Here is a 22,937-nt window from a genome sequence, read left to right on the forward strand (position 1 = left end):
TCCTCGTTGTCGAATAAGCTTCTCATCGTGCCATGCTACAGCGGCCTGTCCGGCAGCGTGATCAGGACGCGGCTGCCGCGGCCCGGCTCGCTGTCGAAGGTCAAACCGAACGCTTCGCCGAAATGAATGCGAATCCGCCTGCGGATATTGGCAAGCCCGAGCCCCGAATAGGACAATTCCTGCCGCGTCGGCGCGTCGTCCTCTTCCGGCGACACGGCCGCACTGCCCTTACCGTTATCGGTGACCTCGATCTCGATCGTCCCGTCCGACTCGTAGGCCTGCACCCAGATGAGCAGCGGACCGCTCGCGTCCATGCCGTGATAGATGCTGTTCTCAACCAGCGGCTGGAGCAAAAATCGGGGCACCGCCTGCTTGCGGAGCGACGGCGGCACGTCGACGATGACCTGGAACCGCTCCGGGTACCGGATTTGCATAATGCGCACATAATGCTCGAGCGCTGTCAGTTCTTCCTCGAGCGGGATAAGCGGCCGGTCGGCATAGATGCGCGACGATAAAAAGTAGCCCAGCGAATGAATCGCATCGCGAATCTGCTCCGTCTTCCCCATGAGCGCGAGTCCTTCGATGGACGCCAGCGTATTTTTGATCATATGGGGGTGAATTTGCGACAGCAGCGCCTGGAACTCCAGCTCCAGCTTTTCGCGCTGCTCCTCCTGAATCTGCGTCTTCAATTCCCCCAGATCGTCCGTCATCCGCCGGAATGCCGTCTGCAGCAGCCCCAGCTCCGGGTCTGCCCGAATCTCTCCGTCGCCGCGCCATTCCCCGTCCGCCCGCCACTCTCCGCTGCCCACCTGCCTCATCATTTTAACGAGCTGCTTGACCGGTCTGACGATGCGCCCGATGAACAGATGACCGAGGAAAATCGACAATACGGCACCGGCCGCCGTAATAAGCAGCAGCAGTCGGTTGACCCGCTCCAGTCCGGCCAGCATCGCTCGATACGGAACCGGCTTGATATACACCGTGTCGCTGAGCAGGCGTCCAGCCAAATAAACCGTGTCGTCGGCTCCGCCCGACGGATGGATCACTTCGCTCTCCTCTCCCCGATCGGCGCCGAGCGCAGCGGCTCTTACTTCCTGCGGCAAAGCCGCTGCGTCCCCTCCACCAGGCGCATGGACCACGCCCTCATGAATGAGATAAATGCCCGCGTCGGAGAAAAAAGCCGAGTTCGGCGCGCTGATCACGATTTTGCCGAGCAGCGTGTTCGTCCCCTGCAGATAGTAGTTCGCGACATACGAGATCATCGCGCCGCCGTTCGAAGCGAAGGTAAAGTCCGGATGGGAAAAAGACCAGTAAAAATCGCGGCTCGCCTCCGCATCCACCACGCCCTGAAAGGCAGCGCTCCGGTTCAAATAGTCGGCCAGCGATTCGCCTCCGCCGGTCTCCCAGTTCACGAAGGCTTTGCCGTTGTAGCCGACGACCGTCACGAGCGGCGTCGTCTTGAATTCGACGAACACGTTCTTGTTCAGCATCGAGTTGAATGCCGTCCACTCGTTCAGGTACTGGCGGATATTGTCCGGGGAAGCGTTCGGATCCATCATCCGCGCCATGCCCTCTTCGCGGATCAGCGCACCTGCGAGCTGCTGGAAGGCCAGCAGCTTGCGGTCGATCTGGGCGATCTCCCGCTCGAGCGACTGCGATTGGATGCGCGTCGCCTGGGTGATGATGATGTTCCTCGAAACCTGGTACACGGTCGTGCCGATGGCGGTCATCGGTACGACGCCGAGCAGGAGCAGGACGACGATAAAGCGAGTGCGCAGCGTCCACTGCCCGATCCCTCTGCCGATGCGTATCACTTGCGGCGACACCTCGTTTGCGCCGGCCGGCATGCCGGCGCCGCCGACGCGCGCTGCCGCGCGGCCTGGCCCCCGTCATGCAGCCGGAGATGGACGCATCGTAATCCCTAATCCGGCTTTTTGTCAAGGCTCGGCCTATGCAGGTGCACTCGCCGGCACAGTCAGCGGCATGCAAAAAAGGAATGTCCTGCGGCCCGCCTCGGGCCGTGCAAAACATTCCTTCGTTTGGGATCGCGCAGAGCAGTATCATGCCACGATGCACGTTGGGTACCTGCATGCGTTTGCGGACCACGGGATGGCGACGGGAAGCGCAATCAGCGCCCCTCGGCGCCGTTAAGACCTGCGCGTATCCGTCGGCTGCGCCTTCAGCGAGAATGGCCGCGGCCCTTGGTGCGAACGCCCGGCCGGCTGCTGGCGCCCGCCGCCGGTCTGCGTCTGTCCCGCGCGCCCTTGCGAGGCTGCGCCGCCGCGACCGCCCTGGCCCGCCGGCGCCTGGCCTCGGCCGGCGCCGCTGCCCGGGCGGCCCTCGCCGCGAGGCGCGTCGGACCTGCCGCCGCTGCGCGCCGACTCAGGCCGGCTCCCGCGGTCTGTCTCTTGCCTGCCGCCTGCTGCGCCTTGACGTCCCGCTGCCTGGCCGCCGCTGCGACCGGCTTCTCCCCGGCCGCCTTGGCCGGCTCCCTGCCGCCCACCGCCTTGACGACCGCGTCCGCCGCCGCGCTGCTGGTCGCCTTCGTCCTTCGGCTCGGCCGGCGCGGAGCCCAGCGGATAAGGATGCCCCTTGATTTCGGGGATCTTTTTGCCGATGAGCTTCTGAATATCCCGCAGGTACGGCAGCTCCTCATCTTCGCAGAGCGAGATGGCGGTGCCACTTAGGCCCGCGCGGCCGGTACGGCCGATGCGGTGCACGTAAGTCTCGGGCTCGTTCGGCAGGTTGAAGTTGATCACGTACGGCAGCTCGTCGATGTCGATGCCGCGCGCCGCGATATCGGTCGCGACCAGAATGCGGGTCGTGCCGTTCTTGAAGCCCGCAAGCGCGTTCTGCCGGGCGTTCTGCGACTTGTTGCCGTGGATGGCGGCCGACGAGACGCCCGCCTTGGCCAGATGGCGGACGACGCGGTCGGCGCCGTGCTTGGTCCGGGTGAACACGAGCGCGGACGTGATCTTCTTGTCGCGCAGCAGATCAAGCAGCAAACTCTGCTTGTTGGCCTTGTCCACCAGATAGACGGATTGCTCGATCCGCTCGGCCGTGGAGGATACCGGCGTCACCTCGACCTTGGCGGGATTGACGAGAATCGTCTGCACCATCTTGGTAATCTCGGTCGGCATCGTCGCCGAGAACAGCAGCGTCTGCCGCTTCTGCGGCACCTTCGCGATGATGCGCTTCACGTCGTGCACGAAGCCCATGTCCAGCATTCGGTCGGCTTCGTCAAGCACGAGAATCTGCACGTGCGACAGATCGATGAAGCCCTGGTTCATCAGGTCGATCAGACGCCCCGGCGTAGCGATGACGATATCCGCGCCGCGCGCAAGCGCATCTTCTTGAGGCTTCTGGGACACGCCGCCGAAAATGACGATGCCGCGCACGTCAAGGTGACGTCCGTATGCGCGCACGTTGTCATAAATCTGGATCGCCAGCTCTCGTGTCGGCGTCAGAACGAGGGAACGAATGGGCCGGCGCTTGCCCGGGGGCTTCTGCTGATCGCTCAGCAGCTGAAGCATCGGCAGCGAGAAAGCGGCCGTCTTGCCCGTACCGGTCTGCGCGCAGCCGAACAGGTCCCTGCCCGCCAGCACGACGGGAATCGCCTGCTCCTGGATCGGCGTAGGCGTCGTATAGTTTTCTTCGCTCAGCGCTTTGAGAATCGCCGGCTTGAGCTTAAGGTCATTGAAGTTCATGGAATCTCCTTTATGTTAAAGCGTATCGTACGAATGGTCATGCCAAGCATTATACCTCACTTGAGACTGCGAATGAAAGGCAATGACGCCTTATGGCCGCATGAAAATGCAAAAAAAGGCAATTTCCCCGATGCCGCGAAGCAACTGTCTACCGATTCTGCTACTATTAAAATAAAAGTACCCTTTCCTGAGGGAGGCTACCCATGATGAATAGCGACGCACCGGAACTTACGGAAGGCCGCTTCAAAGTCGTCACGCTGTGCGGATCCACGCGGTTCAAGCCGGAATTTGAGCGTATCAACGCCGAATTGACGCTTGCCGGCAACGTCGTCATTTCCGTCGGCGTATTCGTGCACGCGGGAGGTCCCGCGGTTTCCGAAGCGCAGAAGCGTCTGCTGGACCATATTCATTTGCAAAAAATCGACATGGCCGACGAGATTTTCGTCGTCAATCCGGGCGGTTACATCGGCGACAGCACGAGAGGCGAGATCGAATACGCAACGCAAACGGGCGTCCCCGTCCGTTACCTCGTTCCTCCGGATCAAGGCGAGACAGACAGCCAAAACGACGGGAGGCTCGTCCCTTGACCCTTATCGTCCATATCGAAACGCCGGAAGGACGCCATTTGCGGCAATCGGATCCCGTACTGGGCCAACTGATCGAACGTATCGGCGAGATTCGTCTGTCGCCGAGCCGCTCGCCCTACGAATCCCTGGTGGGCTCCATCGTCTCCCAGATGCTCTCCGCCAAGGTCGCAGGGGTCATCAAGCAGCGGTTAACGACGCTGATCGGCGGGTCGCTCACGCCCGAGTCCCTGCTTGCGCACGACGAGGAGACGCTGCGGAGCATCGGACTCTCCTATGCCAAAATTCGTTCGATCCGCGATCTCTCCCGGCGGACCTTGTCCGGCGAGCTGGACTACGAGGCGCTTGGCGTTCTGCCGGAGGCGGAAGCCGTCGCCATGCTGACGCAGGTGAAGGGTATCGGAAAATGGACGGCCGAGATGTTCCTGATCTTCTCACTCGGCCGCCCGGACGTGCTCTCTCTCGGAGACGCCGGCTTGCAGCGCGCGGCCCAATGGCTGTACGGACGCCTTAATCCCGGCGAGCCGCCGGGTTGCCTGGGTCGGTATGCTGACAGGTGGAGTCCCTACCGCAGCATCGCCTGCCTTTATTTGTGGCGGGCGATCGACGACGGCTACGTGGACGGGCGGTCGGAGCTGTAGCGGGTGAACGCGCATCGCCGGAATGGGTAAAGCATTCTTAGTTCAAACGGACAAGAAGCCCGGACCGAGGGGATGCATGCATGAAGCCGTTCGATTATTCGCTGGACTACGCCAATCTGGATCTGCGGGCGCATCCCGAGCTGTACGCGGTGGGCCGGGGCGAGCAGGGCGTGCTGATGGTGGAACCCTACAAAAGCGAGATTTTGCCGTTTTGGCGATTTAAGACGCCGGAGGAAGCGGTTGAATCGTCCGAGAAAATTTACGCCATGTTCCTGGATTACAAGGCGGCGGACGACTTCGTCGGCATGGATATGGCCCGCAAATTCCTGCAGATGGGCTTCACCCGTGCCCGGCGCTATGCGAACCACAAGAGCGGCCGCAAATACGCGGCGTCCGGCGGCGGCAAACTGCCCGACCGGTACGACCCGGTCAAGGCGAAGTCCGCGACGATCTTTAAAAAGAAATGGGACGAGGCGCGCACCGATCCCGGCTACTTGGAGATGAAGCGGCGCCACCGGGAGCGGTACGAAGGCAACGAGTCATAAGCCCGTCCCGAACTACAAGCAGCCAACAATCCAGCCCTCCAGCGCTGCGGTCCGAAGCTCGTGCGGCGTGAGCGTCTCCAATCGGAAGTACGGCGCGAGCGCGCCTTCCCTGTCGCGCTGCTGCGCCCATTCCGCGACGGCGAAGGCGTCGATCTCATGGGCAGACAGCGTACTGCCGCCACGCGCGTCCGGCGGGGAGAACCTGTACGCGAGACGCTCCTTGCAAATTTTCGGATAAACTTCCGCCACCACATGCCCGTCGACCGGCCGAACGTTCGCCTCCCCGCTCTCGGACACGTGGATATGATCGTAAGGCCAGCATCGGACCCGGCCGCGATCCGCGCGCTGCCTGAGCTCAGCCAACCAGGGCAGACCCGCATGCGTCGAGTAGGAAACGGTTTTAGTCATATGCCCGTAACTGCGATCCAGATCGAGAACGCTGCTGGCGCCGACGGCGTAACGAGCCTCGGCAAGGCGCAATGAATTGGCGTTGCGGTAGGGCGCGCCGCGCTTCTTGCAATCGTCCACGGACCGCTCTCGCGTGTCCCAGTTAAGCGAGAGCCACGCAAGAAAATCGTCCCAGGTTTGCAGCCCATAATAGGCAAGCTCCGACAGCGGGTACGAGAAGCCGTGATCGATGCCGACGAACGCGCGCCGGTCCGTCTGCGCAAGCTCCGACATCAGATAACCGTGGACAGCGGACCGCGACCACCTTCCCTGCGGGTGATGAGGATTGCGTACGACGGCAGGCGGATCGCCGCCTTCGGCCTTTACGACCGCAAGTCCGGGAATCGCCTTGGCGGGAAGTCCGGCTCCCGAGTAGTCTACGCCGATATAGATGTCGAACAGCTTGTCGTTTATCGTCATGCCATTTGTCCTCTCCGCTTTTTTTTGCGCAATCGCCGTTATTGTTCATTTGCGGTTGCGATTCGCGCTCAGCCACTTTTCCGCGGCATCGACCGCTTGTCTCGCCCCGAACAGCCGGCACTCGGCTTCGCCGATTCGGCCGGAAGCGACATGTCCGCTCTTGTCGAAGGGAATCCCGATCCGTTCGAAGTCGTCCGCGTCGTAAGCATAGTCCTCGAACCAGCGCCACGACCGCTCCCCGTCCGTCAGGATGGCGGTTCCCATGCGCTTCTTCGGCATGCCCGGGACACGCGTTTCGGCCAGATGCATGCAGGTACACGATTCGTACCCCGCGCCGAGCAGCAGCACCTTCGCATCCAGCCCGCAGAGCTTGCCGAGCGGCGATGACTCCCCGAACTGCGGCGTCAGCGGATGCTCGGATACGATGTACGCGGCCTGCTGTCCATTTGCCGTAAAGGACACTTGCGGATGGCTTGAGCGCAGCGTGCCCGGCCAGGTCCGGAACAGCTCGGCGATCCGCCCCATCCCCCGCGTCGGCGAGAGCGCCGGATCGAATGCGGGCATCTCGCGGTAGATCGTCTCGAGCCAGTCCGCGGGCACGGCCGGATTCTGCCATTCGGCCGGATCGCTCCAATCGCCGCTCTGCGCCGGCATGACGATCGTGCCGTCTTCGCCGACAGCCTGCAGGAGCGCCACAATCACCGCCTGCGGTCCGCCGCATACCCAGCCCATCCGGGACAAGGAGGAATGGACGAGCAGCGTGTCGCCGAGGCGAACGCCGAGCTGCCCGAGCTGCGTCTTTATCGACGATATCGTGTTCGGCCGCCGCGTGCGATCGACGATGTCTTTTTCGCTCATCGCGTTATCGCCCCTTTCTAATATAATGAAGGCACTCGAAAAAATCGGACAGACTTAACTTTTGCCGCCCGGCGTGTTATATCTGAAGGATAAACGCGTGTATGAATGGAGGATTCCCGGATGAACGTCCCGTCGCTGGTCAAGTACATCCTGACCAAAAAAGGCGCCATTAAAGATTATCCGTTCGGCGACCAGCCGCTCGTGCTGAAGGTGTCGGGCAAAGTGTTCGCGCTGGTGGACGAACGCGGCGAGCCGCCCTCCGTCAGCTTGAAATGCGATCCTGTGCTCGCTGAGAGTCTCAGGCAGCAGTACGCCGCCGTCATTCCCGGCTACCATTTAAACAAGATGCATTGGAACACCGTCCGTCTCGACGGTACCGTGCCTGACGAGGACTTGAAGGCGATGGTCGATCATTCCTACGATGCGGTCGTGAGCAAGCTGAAAAAAGCGGACCGCGAAGCGCTGGAAATGCGGCTAGCCCCATATCCTAAGGACGATGATGCCCGTCGTAATAAGCAGTGAGGCCGCAAGCCGCCTCATCCCCTGCTTTTCCTTCGGCAGCCTTACGCCAAGCGCGGTGCCGAACACCGTTCCGATCGCGCGCATCGGCGCGAGCTGGGTGACCGGCGCATGCCGAACATAACCCGCTTCGCCGATCCGACCTGGAAAGGACCGCTCCTTCGAGCGGTCCTCTTCGTTCCTAATGCTCTTCGTTCCTATCGCTCCACGAACAATTCGCGGTACCGCTCGTAATCCGCCGCCCTGCAGCTGAGAGACAGGCGCGTGCCCGTTTCCTCGTACTCCGTGCTTCGTACGTCAGCATGCTCGTTAAAGTAAGCGACGAGCCGGCCCTGGTCGTACGGAATCAGCACCTCGCCCTCGACATAGTCGCCGAAGACGCGGTCCCTGATCATCTTCACGAGCTCTTCGACGCCTTGGCCGCTCGCGGCGGACAGGTAGACGATATCGCCGTCGACGCGCGGGAAGTCGGCGTCCGGCAGCAGATCCGCCTTGTTGTAGGCATAGATGGCCGGAATCCCGTCGGCGCCCAGGTCCATCAGCGTTTCCCGGGTCACGGCGATATGCTGCTCGTATTCGGGATTGGCGGCGTCCACGACGTGGACGAGCAGATCCGCCTCGGACACTTCCTCTAGCGTGGAGCGAAACGCCTTCACGAGATGGTGCGGCAGCTGGCTGACGAAGCCGACCGTGTCCGCTAACAGAAAGGTTTTGCGGTCAGGCAGCGAGATGCTGCGAACGGCGGTCTCCAGTGTGGCGAACAGCATATCCTTGGCCAGCACGCGCTTGCCGGATTCGGGTTCGTAAGCTGCCAGCAGCGCGTTCATGAGGCTGGACTTGCCGGCGTTCGTGTAGCCGACGAGCGCGACGACAGGCACCTCGTTTTTCTGGCGCTGCTTGCGCTGGACCTGGCGGCGGGCGACCAGCTTCTCGAGCTCCTGCTGCATATGCGAGATGCGCTCCTCGATCCGCCGGCGGTCCAGCTCCAGCTTGGTCTCCCCGGCGCCGCGGTTCTTAAGGCCTGATCCGCCGCCTTGACGTCCGAGCGATTCGCGCAGACCCACCAGCCGAGGCAGCATGTACTGGAGCTTCGCCACCTCGACCTGCAGCTGCGCCTCCTTCGTCTGCGCGCGCTCGGCGAAGATGTCGAGGATCAGGATCGTGCGGTCGATGACCCGACGCTCCAGCGCGGACTCCAGGTTGCGAATTTGCGAGGGGGACAGCTCGTCGTTAAAAATGACCGTCGAGGCGTCGAGCTCCGCGGCGATCGCCTTCAGCTCCTCCACCTTGCCGCTGCCGATATAATGGGCGGAATTCACGCGTTCCGCCTTTTGCGTCAGCTCGCCGACCGTCTCGATGCCGCATGCGTCCGCCAGGTTGCGAAGCTCCTGCATGGCATATTCGAATCCCGGCGCGTTGTTCAGCTGAACGCCCACGACGACGGCGCGCGCCAGGTTGTTCGGTTCGATATCTTCTCGTTCCATATACTCATCATCCTCTCGTGATCGGTAAAACAAAAAAACACAGGCTTCGTCCGCCTGCGTTCAGGGTGATCAGATCGAGGAAACACGATTCCCCCGACATGGGAAAATCGCGCTCGAAATCGTGCCTATCCAAAGGCCGGCCGCCGGCGGACGACAAAGCATCCGCGAACAAGCGAACCGGCGCAGCTCCCGCGCGGGTTGCCTTCGAATGTAGACAGACTTCATCTGAGTCCCCTGCCTGCAGGCAGAGCTTGGGCGCTAATCATTAGCCGACCAAAGTGCGAACTCGGATGTAGTCTATCACACGGCAACCCTCCGTTCCGTAAAGTACCTCGATTCTAACACATGGCACCTTGAAATGGCAAACGCTTCCTCGCGAATGGTTAGCGAACGGCGGCAGCCCTCAGCTCGTCGCTTCAAGCCAACGCCGTATGACGCTCGCCAATTTGTCCCCTTTTTCCCGCACGTCGTCCATGCCCGCGAGCTTGACGATCGCCCGGTCGTCGGCCGCCCATTCAAGCAGTCCGGACGCGTCCTCGCCCCATGCCGCGCGGATATTCAAATTCTTTTTCTTCGCGCCGGCATGGAAGACGAGCCGGATTATGCCCTTGCCCTGCAGGTTAAGCGTGACCCGATCCTCTCCGTCAACGCTGTAGCTGGGTGCGTTCCACTTAATGCCCTCGGCGAGCCGGACGTCCGCGTCGCGTACAAGCGCGCGCAGCGCCTCGATCTCCCGTTTCATCGGATGTTCGAGCTTGTCCATGAAGTCGGCTACCGCGATGGCCGCCGTCTCCCTTTCCTTCTGCATCCGCTCCGCGCTCCTCTTTATTCGAAGTCCCCTGCATACGTCCTATTCTACCATCTGCTTCCTAATCCCGATATCGCGCTTCCCGTTTCTCAACGGTTTCCAATCGCAGCCGGGTCTGATACTATGAGTGTTATAGAGCCGCTTGCGACTGGCGAGATCAGTGGAATCGACCACGAGGGAGCATGCGGCGGGACCCTTCCGTTCGCCTGGGAGAAAAGGATCCGCGAGCAGGACTCGTATGCGCATACGAGCCTGCCGCGGGTCCTTTTTCGTTTAAAAATCGGCATTCCCATTAAAGGAGGACCACGGTATGACGACGATTATGAAAGCCAAGGAAGCGGCGGAACGAATCTACGACCACGTCCGCTCGCGCGCGCAGGCGCTCAAGGAATCCGGCACGCAGCCGCAGCTGGCCGTTATTCTGGTTGAAGGAGATCCGGCTTCCGCTTACTATGCGCAAGCCAAACGCAAAATCGCGGACCGGCTCGGCGTCGCCTACCGACTTCACGAGCTCCCGGCCAGCGCGACCGAAGCGTCCCTCCTGCAGCTGATCGCCGAGTGCAATGCGGATCCCGCCATTCACGGCATCCTGCTGGAGCTGCCGCTGCCCGCCCGTTTGTCCGCGCGCCGCATCGAGCGGGCCATCGCGCCGGCCAAAGACGTCGATGGCGTCACACCCGCCAACAAGCTCGCCGTCGTCACGGGCGAAGCCGGCCTCTACCCGGCCACGCCGCAAGCTTGCATCGCGCTCGTCAAGCATTACGGCTACGCGCTCGAAGGCGCCGACGTCACGCTGGTGGGACGCGGCCAGACCGTCGGGCTGCCGCTCTTCCATCTGCTGCAGCGGGAGCAAGCGACCGTCACCGTCTGCCACTCCCGCACGCCGGATATCGCGGCGCACCTCTCGCGTGCGGCGTTCGCCTTCGTCGCCGTCGGCCGCCCGGATACGGTGACCCCCGGCATGGTCCATCCCGGCCTCGTTCTGGTCGATGCCGGCATCAACGAGCTCGCGGACGGCAGCATCGCCGGCGATGTGGCCGCAGGCGCGGGCGATCGCGCCGCAGCCTATTCGCCTGTGCCCGGCGGCGTAGGTACGTTGACGACCGCGATCGTGTTCAGGAACTTGATGGATGCGATCGATTGGCAGCAGCAAAAGGAGGCGATCGGCGAATGAGCGACATCTCGTGGGATCAATCGATTCGGAGCTTCATCGGACGAGCGGGCAGCGCAGACCCGACGCCCGGCGGCGGCAGCGTAGCCGCAGTGGTTGGCGCGCTGGGGGCCGCGATGACATCGATGGTCGGCCGGCTGTCGCAAGGCGACAAGTTCACGGCGATCCGGCCGCAGATCGAAGAGACGCTCGCGGAGATGAGCCGCCTGAGCGCCGAATGCGAGACGTTGATGCATGCGGATATCGCGTCGTTCGACCGGTACATGAGCGCGCTGCGGCTGCCGAAGGCGACCGAAGAGGAAAAAGCGCAGCGCCGGGCGGCGCTGCGCGAAGCCGCCGTCCAAGCGACCGCGGTGCCCCTCCGTCTCATGGATCAATGCCGGGAAGGCTTGAGCCATACGCTGCGGATCGCAGAAGGCGCCAATAAAAACGTCTTGTCCGACCTGGCGATCGCCGCAATTCTGCTGGAGGCCGCGGCGCGGTCCGCCCTGCTCACCGCGGAGATTAACTTCGGTTCGCTTCAGGACGCAAAGCTGGAAGCGGCATATGCCGAACAGGCGGCCGATCTGATGCGTCTCATCGCGGACATGGCGCGAGAAGCGCAGGACATCGCCCGCCGCAGGATGCTTGAGTGACGGCGGCGCAAACGTTCATCCGCGCCTCCGGCGTTCACGGTCGCCCGCCTTCCTTTGCCCGATCGAACGCCTGCTGATACAACGCTTTCAGCCTGGTCATACTCAGCTTGTTCAGCCCCTCGATAAAGGCGTCCCACTCGGACATCGGCTTGTAGCCGAGAATAAACTGAGAGACGTTGGCCCCGTAATACTTGTCCAACTGCTCCAGCGCCGGTCCCGCCCAGGCGACCTCGCTTGCGGTCAGCTTCGGCGCTTCGCCGGCAATGGGAGACGCGTACTTGGCCGCTTCGCGATAGGCATATTGCTCGCCGGCCCTGCTAAGCGACATGAGCGAGCGATAATCGAAGCGGCCGTACGTGCCCGCCGTCATAATGCCGGCTTCCTTGCGCAGGTCGTTGGGCTCCTTGAACAGCGGCAGCAGCCGGCGTATGCCTTCCTTTATCTCGTAAGTCTCGCCTTCCTTGCCCCAGCTCATCAGGTCCATGCCCTCGTCCGAGTACAAAAAATCCAGATAGCGCAGCGCCGTATTCAGACGGTCCGTTTTGGCGGAGATCGCGAAGCCGAGCGGCTCGTAGTCTTTTCTCGGCAGATAGGCGAAGCCTTCCAGCCCGCTTGGCGGCGCCATGAACGTCAGATGCTCGCCCGCGTTCAACTGCGCGTTCATAATCTCGATCTGGCCGATGTACTGGACGGTAATGAACGATTGATTCGTCGTCATGAACTGCGTCCAGGCCTTGTAATCCATCGAGAGCCAATCCGGAGGCATGAGTCCTTCTTTGTAGAACTTCCTTAAGTATACGATCATCGTTTTAAAATTCGGATCGGTCGGGCCGTATTTGACCTCGCCCGTCTCGGGGTCCTGATAGAACGAAGGGGAAAGGCCGAACGCGGGACCGAACGTGGCCAGCGTGCCGAGCCCATGCCTGAAGACGAACGGGTAGCTGTCGGGATAGAGCCGTTTCAGTTTCTTGGCGGCCTCATAGAGCTCGTCCCATGTGGCAGGCGGCCTCAGTCCGTGCTTGTCGAAAATGTCGTCCCTGTAAAACCACACGATCTGGTTGCCCGCGCCCGCGCCGTCGCTGAGCAGCTGGTACATCTCGCCGCCCGGCGAAGTCATGCGCGCGGCGACATCGGGCCTGGATGCGAGAAACGCCTGGACATGGGGCATTCGGTCCAAGTAACCGGAGAGGTCCAGAAAAGCGCCACGCGAGCCGTACTTCTGGGCGTCGGCCGGATATAGCGTGAACAGATCCGGCATGTCGCCCGACGCGATCGCCAGCGCCATCGATTCAGGCCCCGTCTGCGTCTCCTGCTCGACCGCGATGTTCGTCGCCTCGCGTACCCACCGCCATACGGGCCATTCGGACCGCGCCGGCCAGGCTTGCGATTCTTCCGTCAGCATCGTGAGCGGCGCTGCGGTCGATGCGGATACGGATGCGGACTGCGCGCCCGCCTTGGAGGACGCGGTCGAAACCGCCCGATCATTGCCGTCGTCGTCGAAGCAGCCGGTAAGCGCCGCCAAGACGGCAAGCGTACCGAGAACGGCGAGCGCCATCCGCGCGGCAGCCCTGGATATTCGTTTCCTGCGCTCGATCAAGCCGGATCCCCCTTTCCCCGCTGCTTTTCTCAAGAGATATCTTGCCGCTTCCGGTACTCGCTCGGCGTCATGCCCGTGAACTTCTTGAACATCCGATTGAAGGACGTGATGTTCTGGTAGCCGACCGCCTTCGCCACGTCGTTGATCTTGGCGCGGTTGTCGGACAGCAGCTCCTTCGCCCGGGCGACGCGCGTCTCGTTGATGTAGTCGACGATATTGACGCCCGTTTTTCCCTTAAAATAAGTGGATAGATAGCTGCTGTTCATCTTCAGCTTCTCCGCTAGCGCGTCCAGATAGATGGCCTCCGACAAATGCGCGTTCACGTAGTCGATGACGAAGTCCGTGACCGGATGCTTCTCTTCTTTCTTCGCCTTAAAGGCTTCGGCCGCCTCCGTCACCAGGTCCTCCAGCAGCCGCTCCAGCTCGGCCGCGGTCTCGCACCTCGCGAGCTGCGCTTCGGTATGCGCGAGAATGGACGTCAGCCGGTGCGGATCGGTCGGGGATTGGACGGCGGCGACGCGAATCTTGCTGACCGTCGATTCCGCAAACCGCAGCAGCGCGGACGCCGGCAATGTCCCGGTCTCCCGCCGGTCGAACATTCGCTGCACGATCGCCGCGGCTCGCTGCGCATTTCCTTCCTTCAACTGAACGAGGAACTCCTTGTCCTCATCCGGCGGCAGCTCGAAGGGCGGCTGCGCCGGCGCGGGCTCGGCGATAATCTGCGTCTCGTCGGTCAGCCGCCGATCCTTGACGAGCCGCTGCGCCTCCTCGTAGGCGGACGTCAGCTCGTCCGAGGAGCGATGGACCGGCGTCACGGCGATCGTCACGACGCCATACGCCTTGTCATGGTCGAACACGTCCTTCATGCGCTTTAACAGACCGTCCAGGTCGGCCGTCCGGTCGGTCGGCACGAGACTCAGAATCTGATTGCGCTCGATCTGGAACGTCTGCGCATCGGGAAACTCCGGCTGCAGATGGGCGTCGATATAAGCTTTCAGATAGTAGAGCCACTTGTCGATCGGCTCGACATCGCCCGATTCGCGGCGCCGGAGCTGGACCTGGTACAGAATAAAAACGAACGGCTTGTCCGAAAAGGATAGGCTCGCGCCGTCCGCCTCGCGGCTCCGAATCGCCTTCAGCCGGTTGACGAAGCCGACCTGCCGGCGCAGCTCCCGGCTCCCGCGGAGCTCGTCGTCGATCAGGTTGAACTCCCGGATGCCGGGCCGGTTCGGCATCGCTTCGTTCATCGAGCGCAGCGATTCGATCACGCGCTTCAGCGGATTGTTGATGCGGACGGCGAACATGACCGCGATCAATATGCTGAGCAGCACGGCGGCGGCAAGAATGGCGATCAGCGTCGCGCTCAGCCGCGATTGATAGGCGATCTGCCGGGCCGGAACCCGGTACGCATAGCTGTAACCGGTCGCGGTACCTTTGCGGATAAAATAATAATCGTCGCCGCGAACGAATCGGTTCTTTCCCGGCTTCGTCAGTTCGGCATAGCTCAGGAACGGCTTCTCTCCTTCCCTGCGGTAGAGGACGCGCCCGTCTTTGTCGTAGACGACGAAATCGTCGTATTTGCTTTGCTGGAATGCGTCGTACATTTTCCCGGCGTTAAGGAACACGACCATGTACGATTCCGCGCTGCCGTCGTATTTGAACACGACCGGAATCAAGTCTGCGATCGGCTCGGAGCTGCCTCGGAAGATGGAATTATAAAAAGGGGCCGCAGGGAACACTCGGTAGGTATAGGGTTCGGAAAACTGCGCGGTCCAAAAATCCGGCGGATACGCTTCGCTCGCGTAAAACTTGCCGAACATCGCCCGGGCGCTCGTGCTCGTGTTTTTTTCCAGCACCGTCTTGCCTTGGTCGACGATAAAAGCAATGTTGTCGATGAACAAGTAAGGATTGGCGACCCAGGTTGAGATATCGTTAACGATCTGCGGGAACTCGTCGTAGCGGGGAGGCGACTGAAGCCGCTGGACTTCTTCGCTGAGGAACAGGTACATCTGCTTTTTGACGAGGTCCAGGTGCTTCTCGTAGCCGTTCATCGCGTTGTCCAGCATGAGCGTATTGTAATTGACGATCTCTTGCTTGACGCTGCGCTTGGATACGGAGATCGCATAGACCGTGAGCGAGACGAGCAGCACGATGATGCACAGGAAGCCGGCGATGAGCCGCATGAACAGCGAATAGGATCTGCGTCTGAAAAAAAGCAACGGCTGAAGTTGTCTCATGCGACCCCCAAGCGTGGAAAATAATGTGCTTCGCCGATCGGGCACCTCAATCTTAACAAGGCTATTCGCGCGTGTAAATCGGAACATCCCGTCCGCGTCAGAAAAGCGATCCCCGAATCCGCTTGGATCCGGGGATCGCCCTTATCGTGGAACGCCTGGCGCGAAATCAGATGACGAACGGTACCGTCGGATTGGAGGCGATGTCCGCCGAAGCCTGCTTGATCGTACCGTTTAAAGTGACGCTGAACGTGTAAGTGACGGGCAGCAGCTCCTTGCGCGCGATGCCGCCCGAGAACTCGCCGAACGATCGCCAGCCTCCCGCGTAGTATGCGGCTTCGCCGCCTTCGAGCATGTTGCCTTGGACGTCCTTCAGCTGCAGCGCGACATTCGTCGTCTGGAACACGACGATCGGGTCGACGCTCGTATCCTGGCTCTTCTGAAGGATGCCTCCCGCGTAGGTCACGGCGTACGCATAGTTGCCCGCAAGCAGCTCCTTGGACGTCTCGCCGGAAGCCGCGGTCGTGCCGAGCGTGCGCCAGCCGGTCGCGTAGTAGGCGACCTCGCCGCCTGCGAGCGCCGCGCCCTGGCTGTTTTTCAGCTGAACCCGCACTTTGACCGTCTGAAAGTCAACCGTGGCGTTGTCGCCGGTATTTTGCTCTTTCTGTTGGCTCGTGCCCTCGTACGTCATCGTGAACGAATACGAGCCGGGCAGCAGCTCCTTGGAAACCTCGCCGCCCGTCGCCGGACCGAACGTCCGCCAGCCGTCGGAGTAGAAGGAGACGACGCCTCCGTCCAGCGCGTTGCCCTGGCTGTTCTTCAGCCGGACCTTGACCTTGGCGGTCTGGAAAGCTGAGACGTTGTCGATGCCCGTATTTTGCGTCTTTTGCACCGTCTTGCCTTCATAGGTCATGGCGATCGTGTAGTTGCCGTCCGGCAGCGTCTTGCTCGCCGTCCCGGTCGCATCGGTCGTGCCGAACGTCTTCCAGTCGCCGTCGTAATAGCTGACCGTCGCGCCCGCGATCGGGTTGCCCGCGCTGTCCGCCAGCTTCGCGCGGACGGTCGTCGTCGAGAGCGCAAAGCCTACCGTATGGGCGGATTCGACGTTGCCCGCCTTGTCCGCGGACCGGTACCGCACGCTATAGGCGCCCTGACGGTCGAACGTGACCGGGCCTGCATACGGCAGCCAGGAAGTGCCGTCGCTCAGGCTGTACTCGGTCTTGTCGATGCCCGAGCCGCCGGTATCCGTCGCGCTCAGCGCGAGCGTGACCGGACCGGCATAGGCGCCGCCCGTGCCGTCAGGCTGCGCGGGCGACAGCGTCGCGGTCGTCGTCGGCGCGGTCGTGTCCGCCGCGACAGGCGTCGTGTCCTTGTACATTGCGACATAGTCGAACAGGAACTGCGTCGTGAACCGGCTGCCCGCGAAGCGGAACGTGTCGACGGAATTCACATTTGCGCCGTTCATGAATTTAATGCCGGTTATCTTGTAAACGCCGTTCACGATCGTCCCCGGCGCGTCGACGGGTCCCGTGTAGGTCTTGAACGCGTCCGCCTCTATGGACAGGTCGTACGTTTTGCTCGCCGTGTCGATGTCGACGCGAAGCTTGATCCACTGATTTTGCGGCATCTTGAAGAGCGGATTCAGGTTGTTCGCGGGAATCTTGTAGTCCACGTACTCATTCGTGGCGGCATTCTTCAGGTTGTAGTAGCCGAAGTTCCCCTCCGAGAAGCCGCCGATCTTCACGATGTCGCTGTTCTGGCCGCGAATCTTGAGTTCAAAGGTGCCCAGTTCCGTGTTCATGAACCGCGTCTCGAACGCGACCTTCCCGCTCAAGGGCGCCGTCGCTCGGATAATGGCAGGGCTTTGCGTATAATCCGAAGCGTTAGGCGCGTAGGCGTCTTTTAAGAGCAGCGATTGACCTCCGCCGCCGGGCGTCGCCTCGACCGTGACGGTAGAGACGGTGTCGGCGGCTGCTTTGGCGACCGTCCAGCCGCCGGTCTGGATGAACTCGCCGGCGGGACGTTCGTCGAACGAATCGTAGTAATCGCCGTTGCTGCCGGCGGCGGGCGTCGTGACCGTCACGCTCGGCCCGCTCTCGGTCTCCTGACCCGACGCGCCGATCGCGCGGATCTGGAACGTATACGCCTGGCCCGGCTGGAGCGCGGTCGCATCGTACGCAAGCGTACTGCCGGCTACCGTCCCGATTTTCGTATAGGCCTGCGTACCCTGCTTGCGATAGACGGCATACGAGGCGATGGCGCTGCCGTCGCTCATCGTCGCCGGATCCCACGCCAGTCTGGCGGCGGTCGGGAACAGGTGCGTCTGCGTCGCGGCGGCTCCCGAATCCCACGTCGGAAGGCCGGTCGTGTCCTTGTACATGGTCACGTAGTCGAACAAGAACTGGCTCTTGTAGCGGTTGCCGCTGAACCGGAACGTATCGACGGTGTTCACCTTAGCCAGGAAAGGAATGCCGCGTACGGTGTACGTGCCCTTCTCCTTGTCCAGCGCGCCGGGAGGCACGCTGATGCCGCCGTAGGACTTGAGCGCGTCCGCTTGCAGCGTCAAATCGTACGTGTCGGTATCCGTGTCGAGATCGATGCGCAGCGTGATCCACTGATCCTTGGGCAGCTTGAAGTCGAGGGAGTTCCCCGGGATCTTAACGTTCGTAAAAGCACCGTTCCCTGTCCCCGCGTCTACATAATAGCCGAAGGTGCCTCCCGTAAAGCCGGTGAACCGGACGATATTCGCGCCATTCCCCCGCAAATACAGCTCGTAGTTGCCGTGCTCGTAGCCCGTCGCGTTGTCCTTGAACAGGCTGTTGAACATGAAGCGGGTCTCGAACTTGACCTTCCCCGCGATCGGCGTCGTCGTTCTTGTCGCGATCGGGCTCTCGGTATAGTTGTCGTTGCTCGGAGAAAAGTCGTCCTTGACCTGCAGCGATCGTCCGGCGCCGCCCGGCGTGGCCTCTACCGTGACGGCGGACGCATTGTCGCCGCTCGCCTTCGTGACGGTCCAGCCTGGCATCGACGGCAGGGTGGCTGCCGGATATTCGTCGAACGAATCGTAATAATCCCCGCCGGCGGCGGAAGGCAGCGTCACGTTCAAGCTCGGCCCGTTTTCCGACCGATTGCCGTCCCCGTCGACCGCCTCGACCTTGAACGTATACGCGCCGCCGGACTGCAGCTGGGTCGCATCGTACGCATACACGCTGCCCGCGACCGTCGCGATTTTTTCGAACGTTGTCTGCGACGCCGTTTTGCGAGAGATCTCGTACGAGTCAACTCTACCGGAATCGTCCGTTGCGGCATCCCAAGCCAATCTGACTGCGTTCGTGAAAAGACGGCTTGCTTTGAGGGCAGCGCTCCCCCATTCGGGCGGCAACGTATCGCTGGCCGGCAGCTCAAGCGGCACGCTGTCCAGCGAAGGATTGTCGCTCGTATCGATCGCCCGCACGACGATGGCATACGCCGTGCCGGGCACGAGCCCCGTGACCGTAGCGGTCGTCTGGCCGTTCGGCACGACCGTCTTCTGCACGCCGTTCGCGAAGATCGCGTATTCCTTCACCGCTACGTTGTCCGTTGAAGCCGTCCAGGAGACCGTCGCGGACGTATTCGTGCGGGAGACGAGCTGCAAGCCGCCCGGCACGCTCGGACGAACCTCGTCGTCCTTGTTCTCGATTAAGGCGATCCAGTCCAGGTTCATGGCGCCCTGCGCGTTCCACATCGTAATGTCCACTGGCCCTGCGGGCAACTGCTGGTTCGTATGGATGCGAAGGCCTTTCCAAACTTCCGGCGTTTGGCCGAAGTCGGCCTCGCCGGTCGCGTTCGGCGTGTCGGGCGCTTCGATGTAATAAGGCTTGTCGCCGATCATGGCAAGGCGCCCCGTGATGACGCCTTTCGGGTCGAACCCGGCCACGTATTTGACGACGAAATCGTAATTTCCGGCTTTAGGGACGTTCATTGTCCATTTCACCGACTGTCCTGTCGTCTTCCAATTCCCAAGCCCGACGCCACCCGACAGGAAGGGACGGTTCGAATACTTGCTCGGGCCGTCGACTGCGACGTACGCCTCCGCTTCTTTCCACTGGAGATTTAAAGTCGACCGTTTGTCGTCCGGATTCGTCCATACTTCCGCTGACGTCGGATTGCTGGTACCGATCCGTGCCAGCTTCAGCGAGCCCATCGCCCCGCGAACAAGGATGGAGGCATTAACCTCGAGGTACACGGTGCTCGGCCGTCCGTGCTTCTCGAACACGAAACCTGCCGGCGCTTCCTGAACCTCATACAGGCCAGCCTGGTTGCTCAGCTTGCCCCACGCGACAGGCACGCCGTCCGTATCGCCGTACACCTGCATCGTCACGCTGCTCTGCGCGCCGTCGATCTCGACGGGCAGCGTCACGCTTGGCTGGGCTCCCGGCATCGGCGCCTCGTTCAGCCTGAACGCATGCTGCCCCTTCTCTACGCGCAGCGTCAGCTTGTTGCCTGCCGTCGCCCAATGCACGCCGCGATTGGCGAGACCTTCCGCCACGGCGCCGCCGCTCGGGAAGTCGGTCCCGGTATCGAAGTCGCGAACGCGCTGTACGCCCGGCGCTTCGACGGACACCTGCGTCGGATCCGCTTCGCCCGATACGGACAGACGCTCTCCGGCGTAGGCGATCGTCGCGGGCTGGTCGCTTTCGATCAGCGTAACGCCGTCTTTAACGACCTTTTTCCCGTCGACGAGCAGCACCGAATCGCCCTTCAGCGCGACCGCCGAACCGTCGAAGCGGATGCTTCCGGCATCGATCTCGCCGGCCGTCGCCGTCAGGCGGACATAAACGACCGTGTCGTCCGTGAAGGTCAGCTTCATATAATCGCCGTGTTTTTCCGAAACGACGTTCTGCGCGGCAGAATCCCGCTTGTACGCTTCCAGGGTCGACACGAAAGTGGTCGACGTCGTCTTGGGCGTGCTGAAGACGGCATGCACCTGCTCGTTTGCGGCGAAGCTGCCGCCCGGCTTCACTTCGTTTCCTCCGACGCCGATGTATTGATTCGTCTTGGTAGCGCTCAGGCTATCCGGCGTGTAGAAGCGAACTTTAAGCGCCGCGTCTCCCTTGAGAATCGTCGCGCCGGCGTTGTCGCCGTCGAGATCGAGCTGATCCTGGGCGTGCAGCCGCCATTCGAACTTATTGCCCTGCGGATTCGCGGACTTCAACCTGTCGATCATGACGAACATGCCGGGACGCAAGTAGATGACGTCGCGATCCGACTGGCTGAGCGCGCTGCCATAAGCGGTTTTCGCGTCGGCGCTGACCGCGTCGAATTCGGGCGTCGTGACGAAGCTTTTTACTTTGCCGTCCGCCTCGATATCGTTGGCCTTCTGACCGACGCCGCCGTCGTACGTGATCGCGTTGGCCGCCAACGTCTGTCTTGTGTATTGCTCCCGGTGCGCCGTGTTGTATCCGTCGTAATGACCGGCCTCGATCGCCAGCGACTCCCCGAAGGCATTAATGACGAAGCCGTTCTGATCGGCATAGCTGTGGTTGTAGCTGCCGAACGGGCTCGACCTGAAATACATCGAGACGCGATCCGGATCGTACAGCTCGGAATGCATGGCCACTACGCCGACGTCCTCGAACCATCTGGCTTTCGGCAGATCGACCGGCGGGCGGGAAGCCAGATTGTCGTCCCCGTAGAAGTAGTTGTTGTTAAGCGTGAGAGACGGCCCCCGTCCGATGGCCTCTGCCGCCCATTTCAGGCGTCCGTCTCCGCTCAACTGGGACAAGCGATTGTAAATGGTCACGCTCGTATCGGATGGCAGGTACTGGCTGTCGTCCCCCAACACGCCCTTCGGAATGCCGTGCGGGAAAACGTACAGCGGATACCGCCCCGCGTTGCGGGAATAACCTTTTTCGTACAGATTGAGTCCGGTTGACGCCAGGAGCACGTCCTCGAACTCTTGCGCGATGGTGCTGGACCACTGCCAATAGCCCGTTCCCTGCGCCCAACCGCCGTCCTCCCCGCCCCAGGGCGGCAGGATGTTGATATAGGCGGGCACGATCTTGGCGTACCACTGCTCGGCTCTGCCGTCCGAATATTCGCCCAGCATGGCGGTGGCGATGATGCCGAGATAGCCGAACGCCGACCAGCCGTGCGAGTTGTACGGACGATTCTTAATGTTCGTTTCCGGATTGTCGACGAGTGAGGCTACCATCGCTCCGGCATGCAGGGCGATCAGGTCCCGGAGCGTCGTACGCTCCTGCTCCGTCAGAGCGGCGTACAGCCAATCGTAAGTCATCGCCGAAGCGAGCGCGACCGATCGCTGGATCTGGTCCTGCTGGCCGGACGGGCCTGTCGGGTCCCAGCCGGCGATGCCGGCGACGTTCGGGCCGCCGAACAGCCGGACCTTCACGTCGGTCAGATACTTCGCGTCCTGCGTGATCAGGTATAAAAAGGCCGCGTCCTGCATCCGGTTCAGCAGCGGCTTGGCCTTGTTCGCGTAATCGTCCAACGTCCCGGTCAGTTCAGGGTCCCTTGGCGGATTCTGGTTGGCCGTCAGGAGATCTTTGCTCACCTCTATCTTTTTCTGATCGATGAACGCCTTCCCGCTGCCTGTCAAGGCTAGATTCCTGAATTGCTGCAGCCCGTCGGGCGTCGTCCAGATGCGCGGATGGCCCGCCGGCACCCTGCCCATCAGCTCGCCGATCGGCGGCACTTCGAACTTCACGAACTGCTCTTCGATCCGGAACTTGCGCACGTCGCTCCATACCGATGTCCCCTCGGCCTTGTGGAAGCGGACCCGCCAGTACCAGGTGCCGCTATCGAACGCGTTCGGAAAATTATAGATGTTTTCCGTCAGCGCGAGTTTCTCGTACGCGACGCTCGATACCGATACGTCGCGGCTGACCTGAAGGTCGTAGCTTGTCGCGTTCGGCACCGCTGGCCATCTGAAGTCCGGCGGATTCTGCGTCGTGACCAAACCTTCCGCCGGCGCGAACGGCATATTGTAGCCGCCGAACACCGACGCCGGCCAAGCCAGGCCCGTCTCTTCCGCCTGCGCGCTTCTGAAGGCGATCCCGACGTTCAGCAGGCTCGCGAACATCGTGATGACCATGCTCATCGCCAACGTTTTTTTCTTCGTCCAAACCCTCATCGTCCCAGCTCCTTTTCAAGCTATTAAATGTGATGCGTCAGGCAGACTGCTTCCGGCGGATCCCGCCACGCCATCTTGGAAACGCTTTCGATCAAGCCTCCCTTCCGTACACGCCTATGGTAGCTCAGCCTCTCGCCCGCCGTATATGAACGGAT

Annotated in this window: 15 protein-coding genes and 1 riboswitch; of the genes, 6 read left to right on the top strand and 9 right to left on the bottom strand. The window is 61.8% G+C overall.

Going from position 1 to position 22,937, the window contains the following annotated elements:
• Positions 1-35 precede the first annotated feature (35 nt).
• The gene (locus tag KB449_RS22095) at positions 36-1,847 is read right to left on the bottom strand and encodes a sensor histidine kinase (protein WP_282910410.1); all 1,812 of its coding nucleotides are present in this window, start codon (positions 1,845-1,847) and stop codon (positions 36-38) included.
• Positions 1,848-2,147: 300 nt separating this feature from the next.
• Complete coding sequence (locus KB449_RS22100; protein WP_282910411.1) at positions 2,148-3,707, bottom strand: DEAD/DEAH box helicase; 1,560 nt, start codon at positions 3,705-3,707, stop codon at positions 2,148-2,150.
• Between the two features lie 206 nt (positions 3,708-3,913).
• Here KB449_RS22100 and KB449_RS22105 point away from each other — a divergent pair, with 206 nt between their 5' ends.
• The 3 genes from KB449_RS22105 to KB449_RS22115 all read left to right on the top strand — a co-directional run bounded on the left by KB449_RS22105 (position 3,914) and on the right by KB449_RS22115 (position 5,477).
• Positions 3,914-4,294 (top strand): hypothetical protein, encoded by a 381-nt coding sequence (locus KB449_RS22105; protein WP_282910412.1) that lies wholly within the window; start codon positions 3,914-3,916, stop codon positions 4,292-4,294.
• Positions 4,291-4,932, top strand: coding sequence for a DNA-3-methyladenine glycosylase family protein (locus KB449_RS22110; RefSeq protein ID WP_282910413.1), 642 nt, complete (start codon positions 4,291-4,293; stop codon positions 4,930-4,932). Before KB449_RS22105 ends, KB449_RS22110 begins: the two co-directional genes overlap by 4 nt.
• An 80-nt stretch (positions 4,933-5,012) precedes the next feature.
• Complete coding sequence (locus KB449_RS22115; RefSeq protein WP_282910414.1) at positions 5,013-5,477, top strand: DUF4385 domain-containing protein; 465 nt, start codon at positions 5,013-5,015, stop codon at positions 5,475-5,477.
• Between the two features lie 12 nt (positions 5,478-5,489).
• Here KB449_RS22115 and KB449_RS22120 read toward each other — a convergent pair whose 3' ends face one another.
• A complete protein-coding gene (locus tag KB449_RS22120; protein ID WP_282910415.1) occupies positions 5,490-6,344 on the bottom strand; it encodes a hypothetical protein in 855 nt (284 codons plus the stop codon).
• A 45-nt stretch (positions 6,345-6,389) separates the two neighbouring features.
• Positions 6,390-7,202 (bottom strand): AAC(3) family N-acetyltransferase, encoded by an 813-nt coding sequence (locus tag KB449_RS22125; RefSeq protein WP_282910416.1) that lies wholly within the window; start codon positions 7,200-7,202, stop codon positions 6,390-6,392.
• Between the two features lie 120 nt (positions 7,203-7,322).
• On the opposite strand from KB449_RS22125, the gene KB449_RS22130 reads away from it, so the two are divergent.
• Complete coding sequence (locus KB449_RS22130; RefSeq protein WP_282910417.1) at positions 7,323-7,724, top strand: MmcQ/YjbR family DNA-binding protein; 402 nt, start codon at positions 7,323-7,325, stop codon at positions 7,722-7,724.
• A gap of 194 nt (positions 7,725-7,918) precedes the next feature.
• On the opposite strand, the gene hflX is transcribed toward KB449_RS22130, so the two are convergent.
• Together hflX and KB449_RS22140 are read right to left on the bottom strand one after the other, a co-directional pair.
• Positions 7,919-9,205, bottom strand: a complete 1,287-nt coding sequence (gene hflX, locus KB449_RS22135; RefSeq protein ID WP_282910418.1) for a GTPase HflX — start codon at positions 9,203-9,205, stop codon at positions 7,919-7,921.
• Between the two features lie 403 nt (positions 9,206-9,608).
• Positions 9,609-10,013, bottom strand: a complete 405-nt coding sequence (locus KB449_RS22140; RefSeq protein WP_282910419.1) for a DUF1801 domain-containing protein — start codon at positions 10,011-10,013, stop codon at positions 9,609-9,611.
• 134 nt (positions 10,014-10,147) lie between these two features.
• Positions 10,148-10,232, top strand: a riboswitch (ZMP/ZTP riboswitch).
• A gap of 91 nt (positions 10,233-10,323) precedes the next feature.
• Between KB449_RS22140 and KB449_RS22145 the strand changes: the two genes are divergently transcribed.
• Both KB449_RS22145 and KB449_RS22150 read left to right on the top strand, forming a co-directional pair.
• Positions 10,324-11,187: a bifunctional 5,10-methylenetetrahydrofolate dehydrogenase/5,10-methenyltetrahydrofolate cyclohydrolase gene (locus KB449_RS22145; RefSeq protein WP_282910420.1), complete on the top strand. Its 864-nt coding sequence runs from the start codon at positions 10,324-10,326 to the stop codon at positions 11,185-11,187.
• Positions 11,184-11,819: a cyclodeaminase/cyclohydrolase family protein gene (locus KB449_RS22150; protein ID WP_282910421.1), complete on the top strand. Its 636-nt coding sequence runs from the start codon at positions 11,184-11,186 to the stop codon at positions 11,817-11,819. The genes KB449_RS22145 and KB449_RS22150 overlap by 4 nt, the downstream gene beginning before the upstream one ends.
• A 34-nt stretch (positions 11,820-11,853) precedes the next feature.
• Here the strand turns inward: KB449_RS22150 and KB449_RS22155 are convergent, their stop codons facing one another.
• From KB449_RS22155 to KB449_RS22165, 3 genes are all read right to left on the bottom strand, one after another.
• A complete protein-coding gene (locus KB449_RS22155) occupies positions 11,854-13,416 on the bottom strand; it encodes an extracellular solute-binding protein (RefSeq protein ID WP_282910422.1) in 1,563 nt (520 codons plus the stop codon).
• A 29-nt stretch (positions 13,417-13,445) separates the two neighbouring features.
• Positions 13,446-15,653, bottom strand: coding sequence for a helix-turn-helix domain-containing protein (locus KB449_RS22160; RefSeq protein WP_282910423.1), 2,208 nt, complete (start codon positions 15,651-15,653; stop codon positions 13,446-13,448).
• 166 nt (positions 15,654-15,819) lie between these two features.
• Positions 15,820-22,782, bottom strand: coding sequence for a fibronectin type III domain-containing protein (locus KB449_RS22165; protein WP_282910424.1), 6,963 nt, complete (start codon positions 22,780-22,782; stop codon positions 15,820-15,822).
• Positions 22,783-22,937: the final 155 nt, after the last annotated feature.

This window comes from Cohnella hashimotonis, assembly GCF_030014955.1.
GTDB lineage: Bacteria > Bacillota > Bacilli > Paenibacillales > Paenibacillaceae > Cohnella > Cohnella hashimotonis.

What these genes read in the sequence shown, in the direction of transcription:
- KB449_RS22095 (WP_282910410.1), bottom strand. Translation starts at nt 1,847, where the DNA reads ATGCCGGCCGGCGCAAACGAGGTGTCGCCGCAAGTGATACGCATCGGC.
- KB449_RS22100 (WP_282910411.1), bottom strand. Translation starts at nt 3,707, where the DNA reads ATGAACTTCAATGACCTTAAGCTCAAGCCGGCGATTCTCAAAGCGCTG.
- KB449_RS22105 (WP_282910412.1), top strand. Translation starts at nt 3,914, where the DNA reads ATGAATAGCGACGCACCGGAACTTACGGAAGGCCGCTTCAAAGTCGTC.
- KB449_RS22115 (WP_282910414.1), top strand. Translation starts at nt 5,013, where the DNA reads ATGAAGCCGTTCGATTATTCGCTGGACTACGCCAATCTGGATCTGCGG.
- KB449_RS22120 (WP_282910415.1), bottom strand. Translation starts at nt 6,344, where the DNA reads ATGACGATAAACGACAAGCTGTTCGACATCTATATCGGCGTAGACTAC.
- KB449_RS22125 (WP_282910416.1), bottom strand. Translation starts at nt 7,202, where the DNA reads ATGAGCGAAAAAGACATCGTCGATCGCACGCGGCGGCCGAACACGATA.
- KB449_RS22130 (WP_282910417.1), top strand. Translation starts at nt 7,323, where the DNA reads ATGAACGTCCCGTCGCTGGTCAAGTACATCCTGACCAAAAAAGGCGCC.
- hflX (WP_282910418.1), bottom strand. Translation starts at nt 9,205, where the DNA reads ATGGAACGAGAAGATATCGAACCGAACAACCTGGCGCGCGCCGTCGTC.
- KB449_RS22140 (WP_282910419.1), bottom strand. Translation starts at nt 10,013, where the DNA reads ATGCAGAAGGAAAGGGAGACGGCGGCCATCGCGGTAGCCGACTTCATG.
- KB449_RS22145 (WP_282910420.1), top strand. Translation starts at nt 10,324, where the DNA reads ATGACGACGATTATGAAAGCCAAGGAAGCGGCGGAACGAATCTACGAC.
- KB449_RS22150 (WP_282910421.1), top strand. Translation starts at nt 11,184, where the DNA reads ATGAGCGACATCTCGTGGGATCAATCGATTCGGAGCTTCATCGGACGA.
- KB449_RS22160 (WP_282910423.1), bottom strand. Translation starts at nt 15,653, where the DNA reads ATGAGACAACTTCAGCCGTTGCTTTTTTTCAGACGCAGATCCTATTCG.
- KB449_RS22165 (WP_282910424.1), bottom strand. Translation starts at nt 22,782, where the DNA reads ATGAGGGTTTGGACGAAGAAAAAAACGTTGGCGATGAGCATGGTCATC.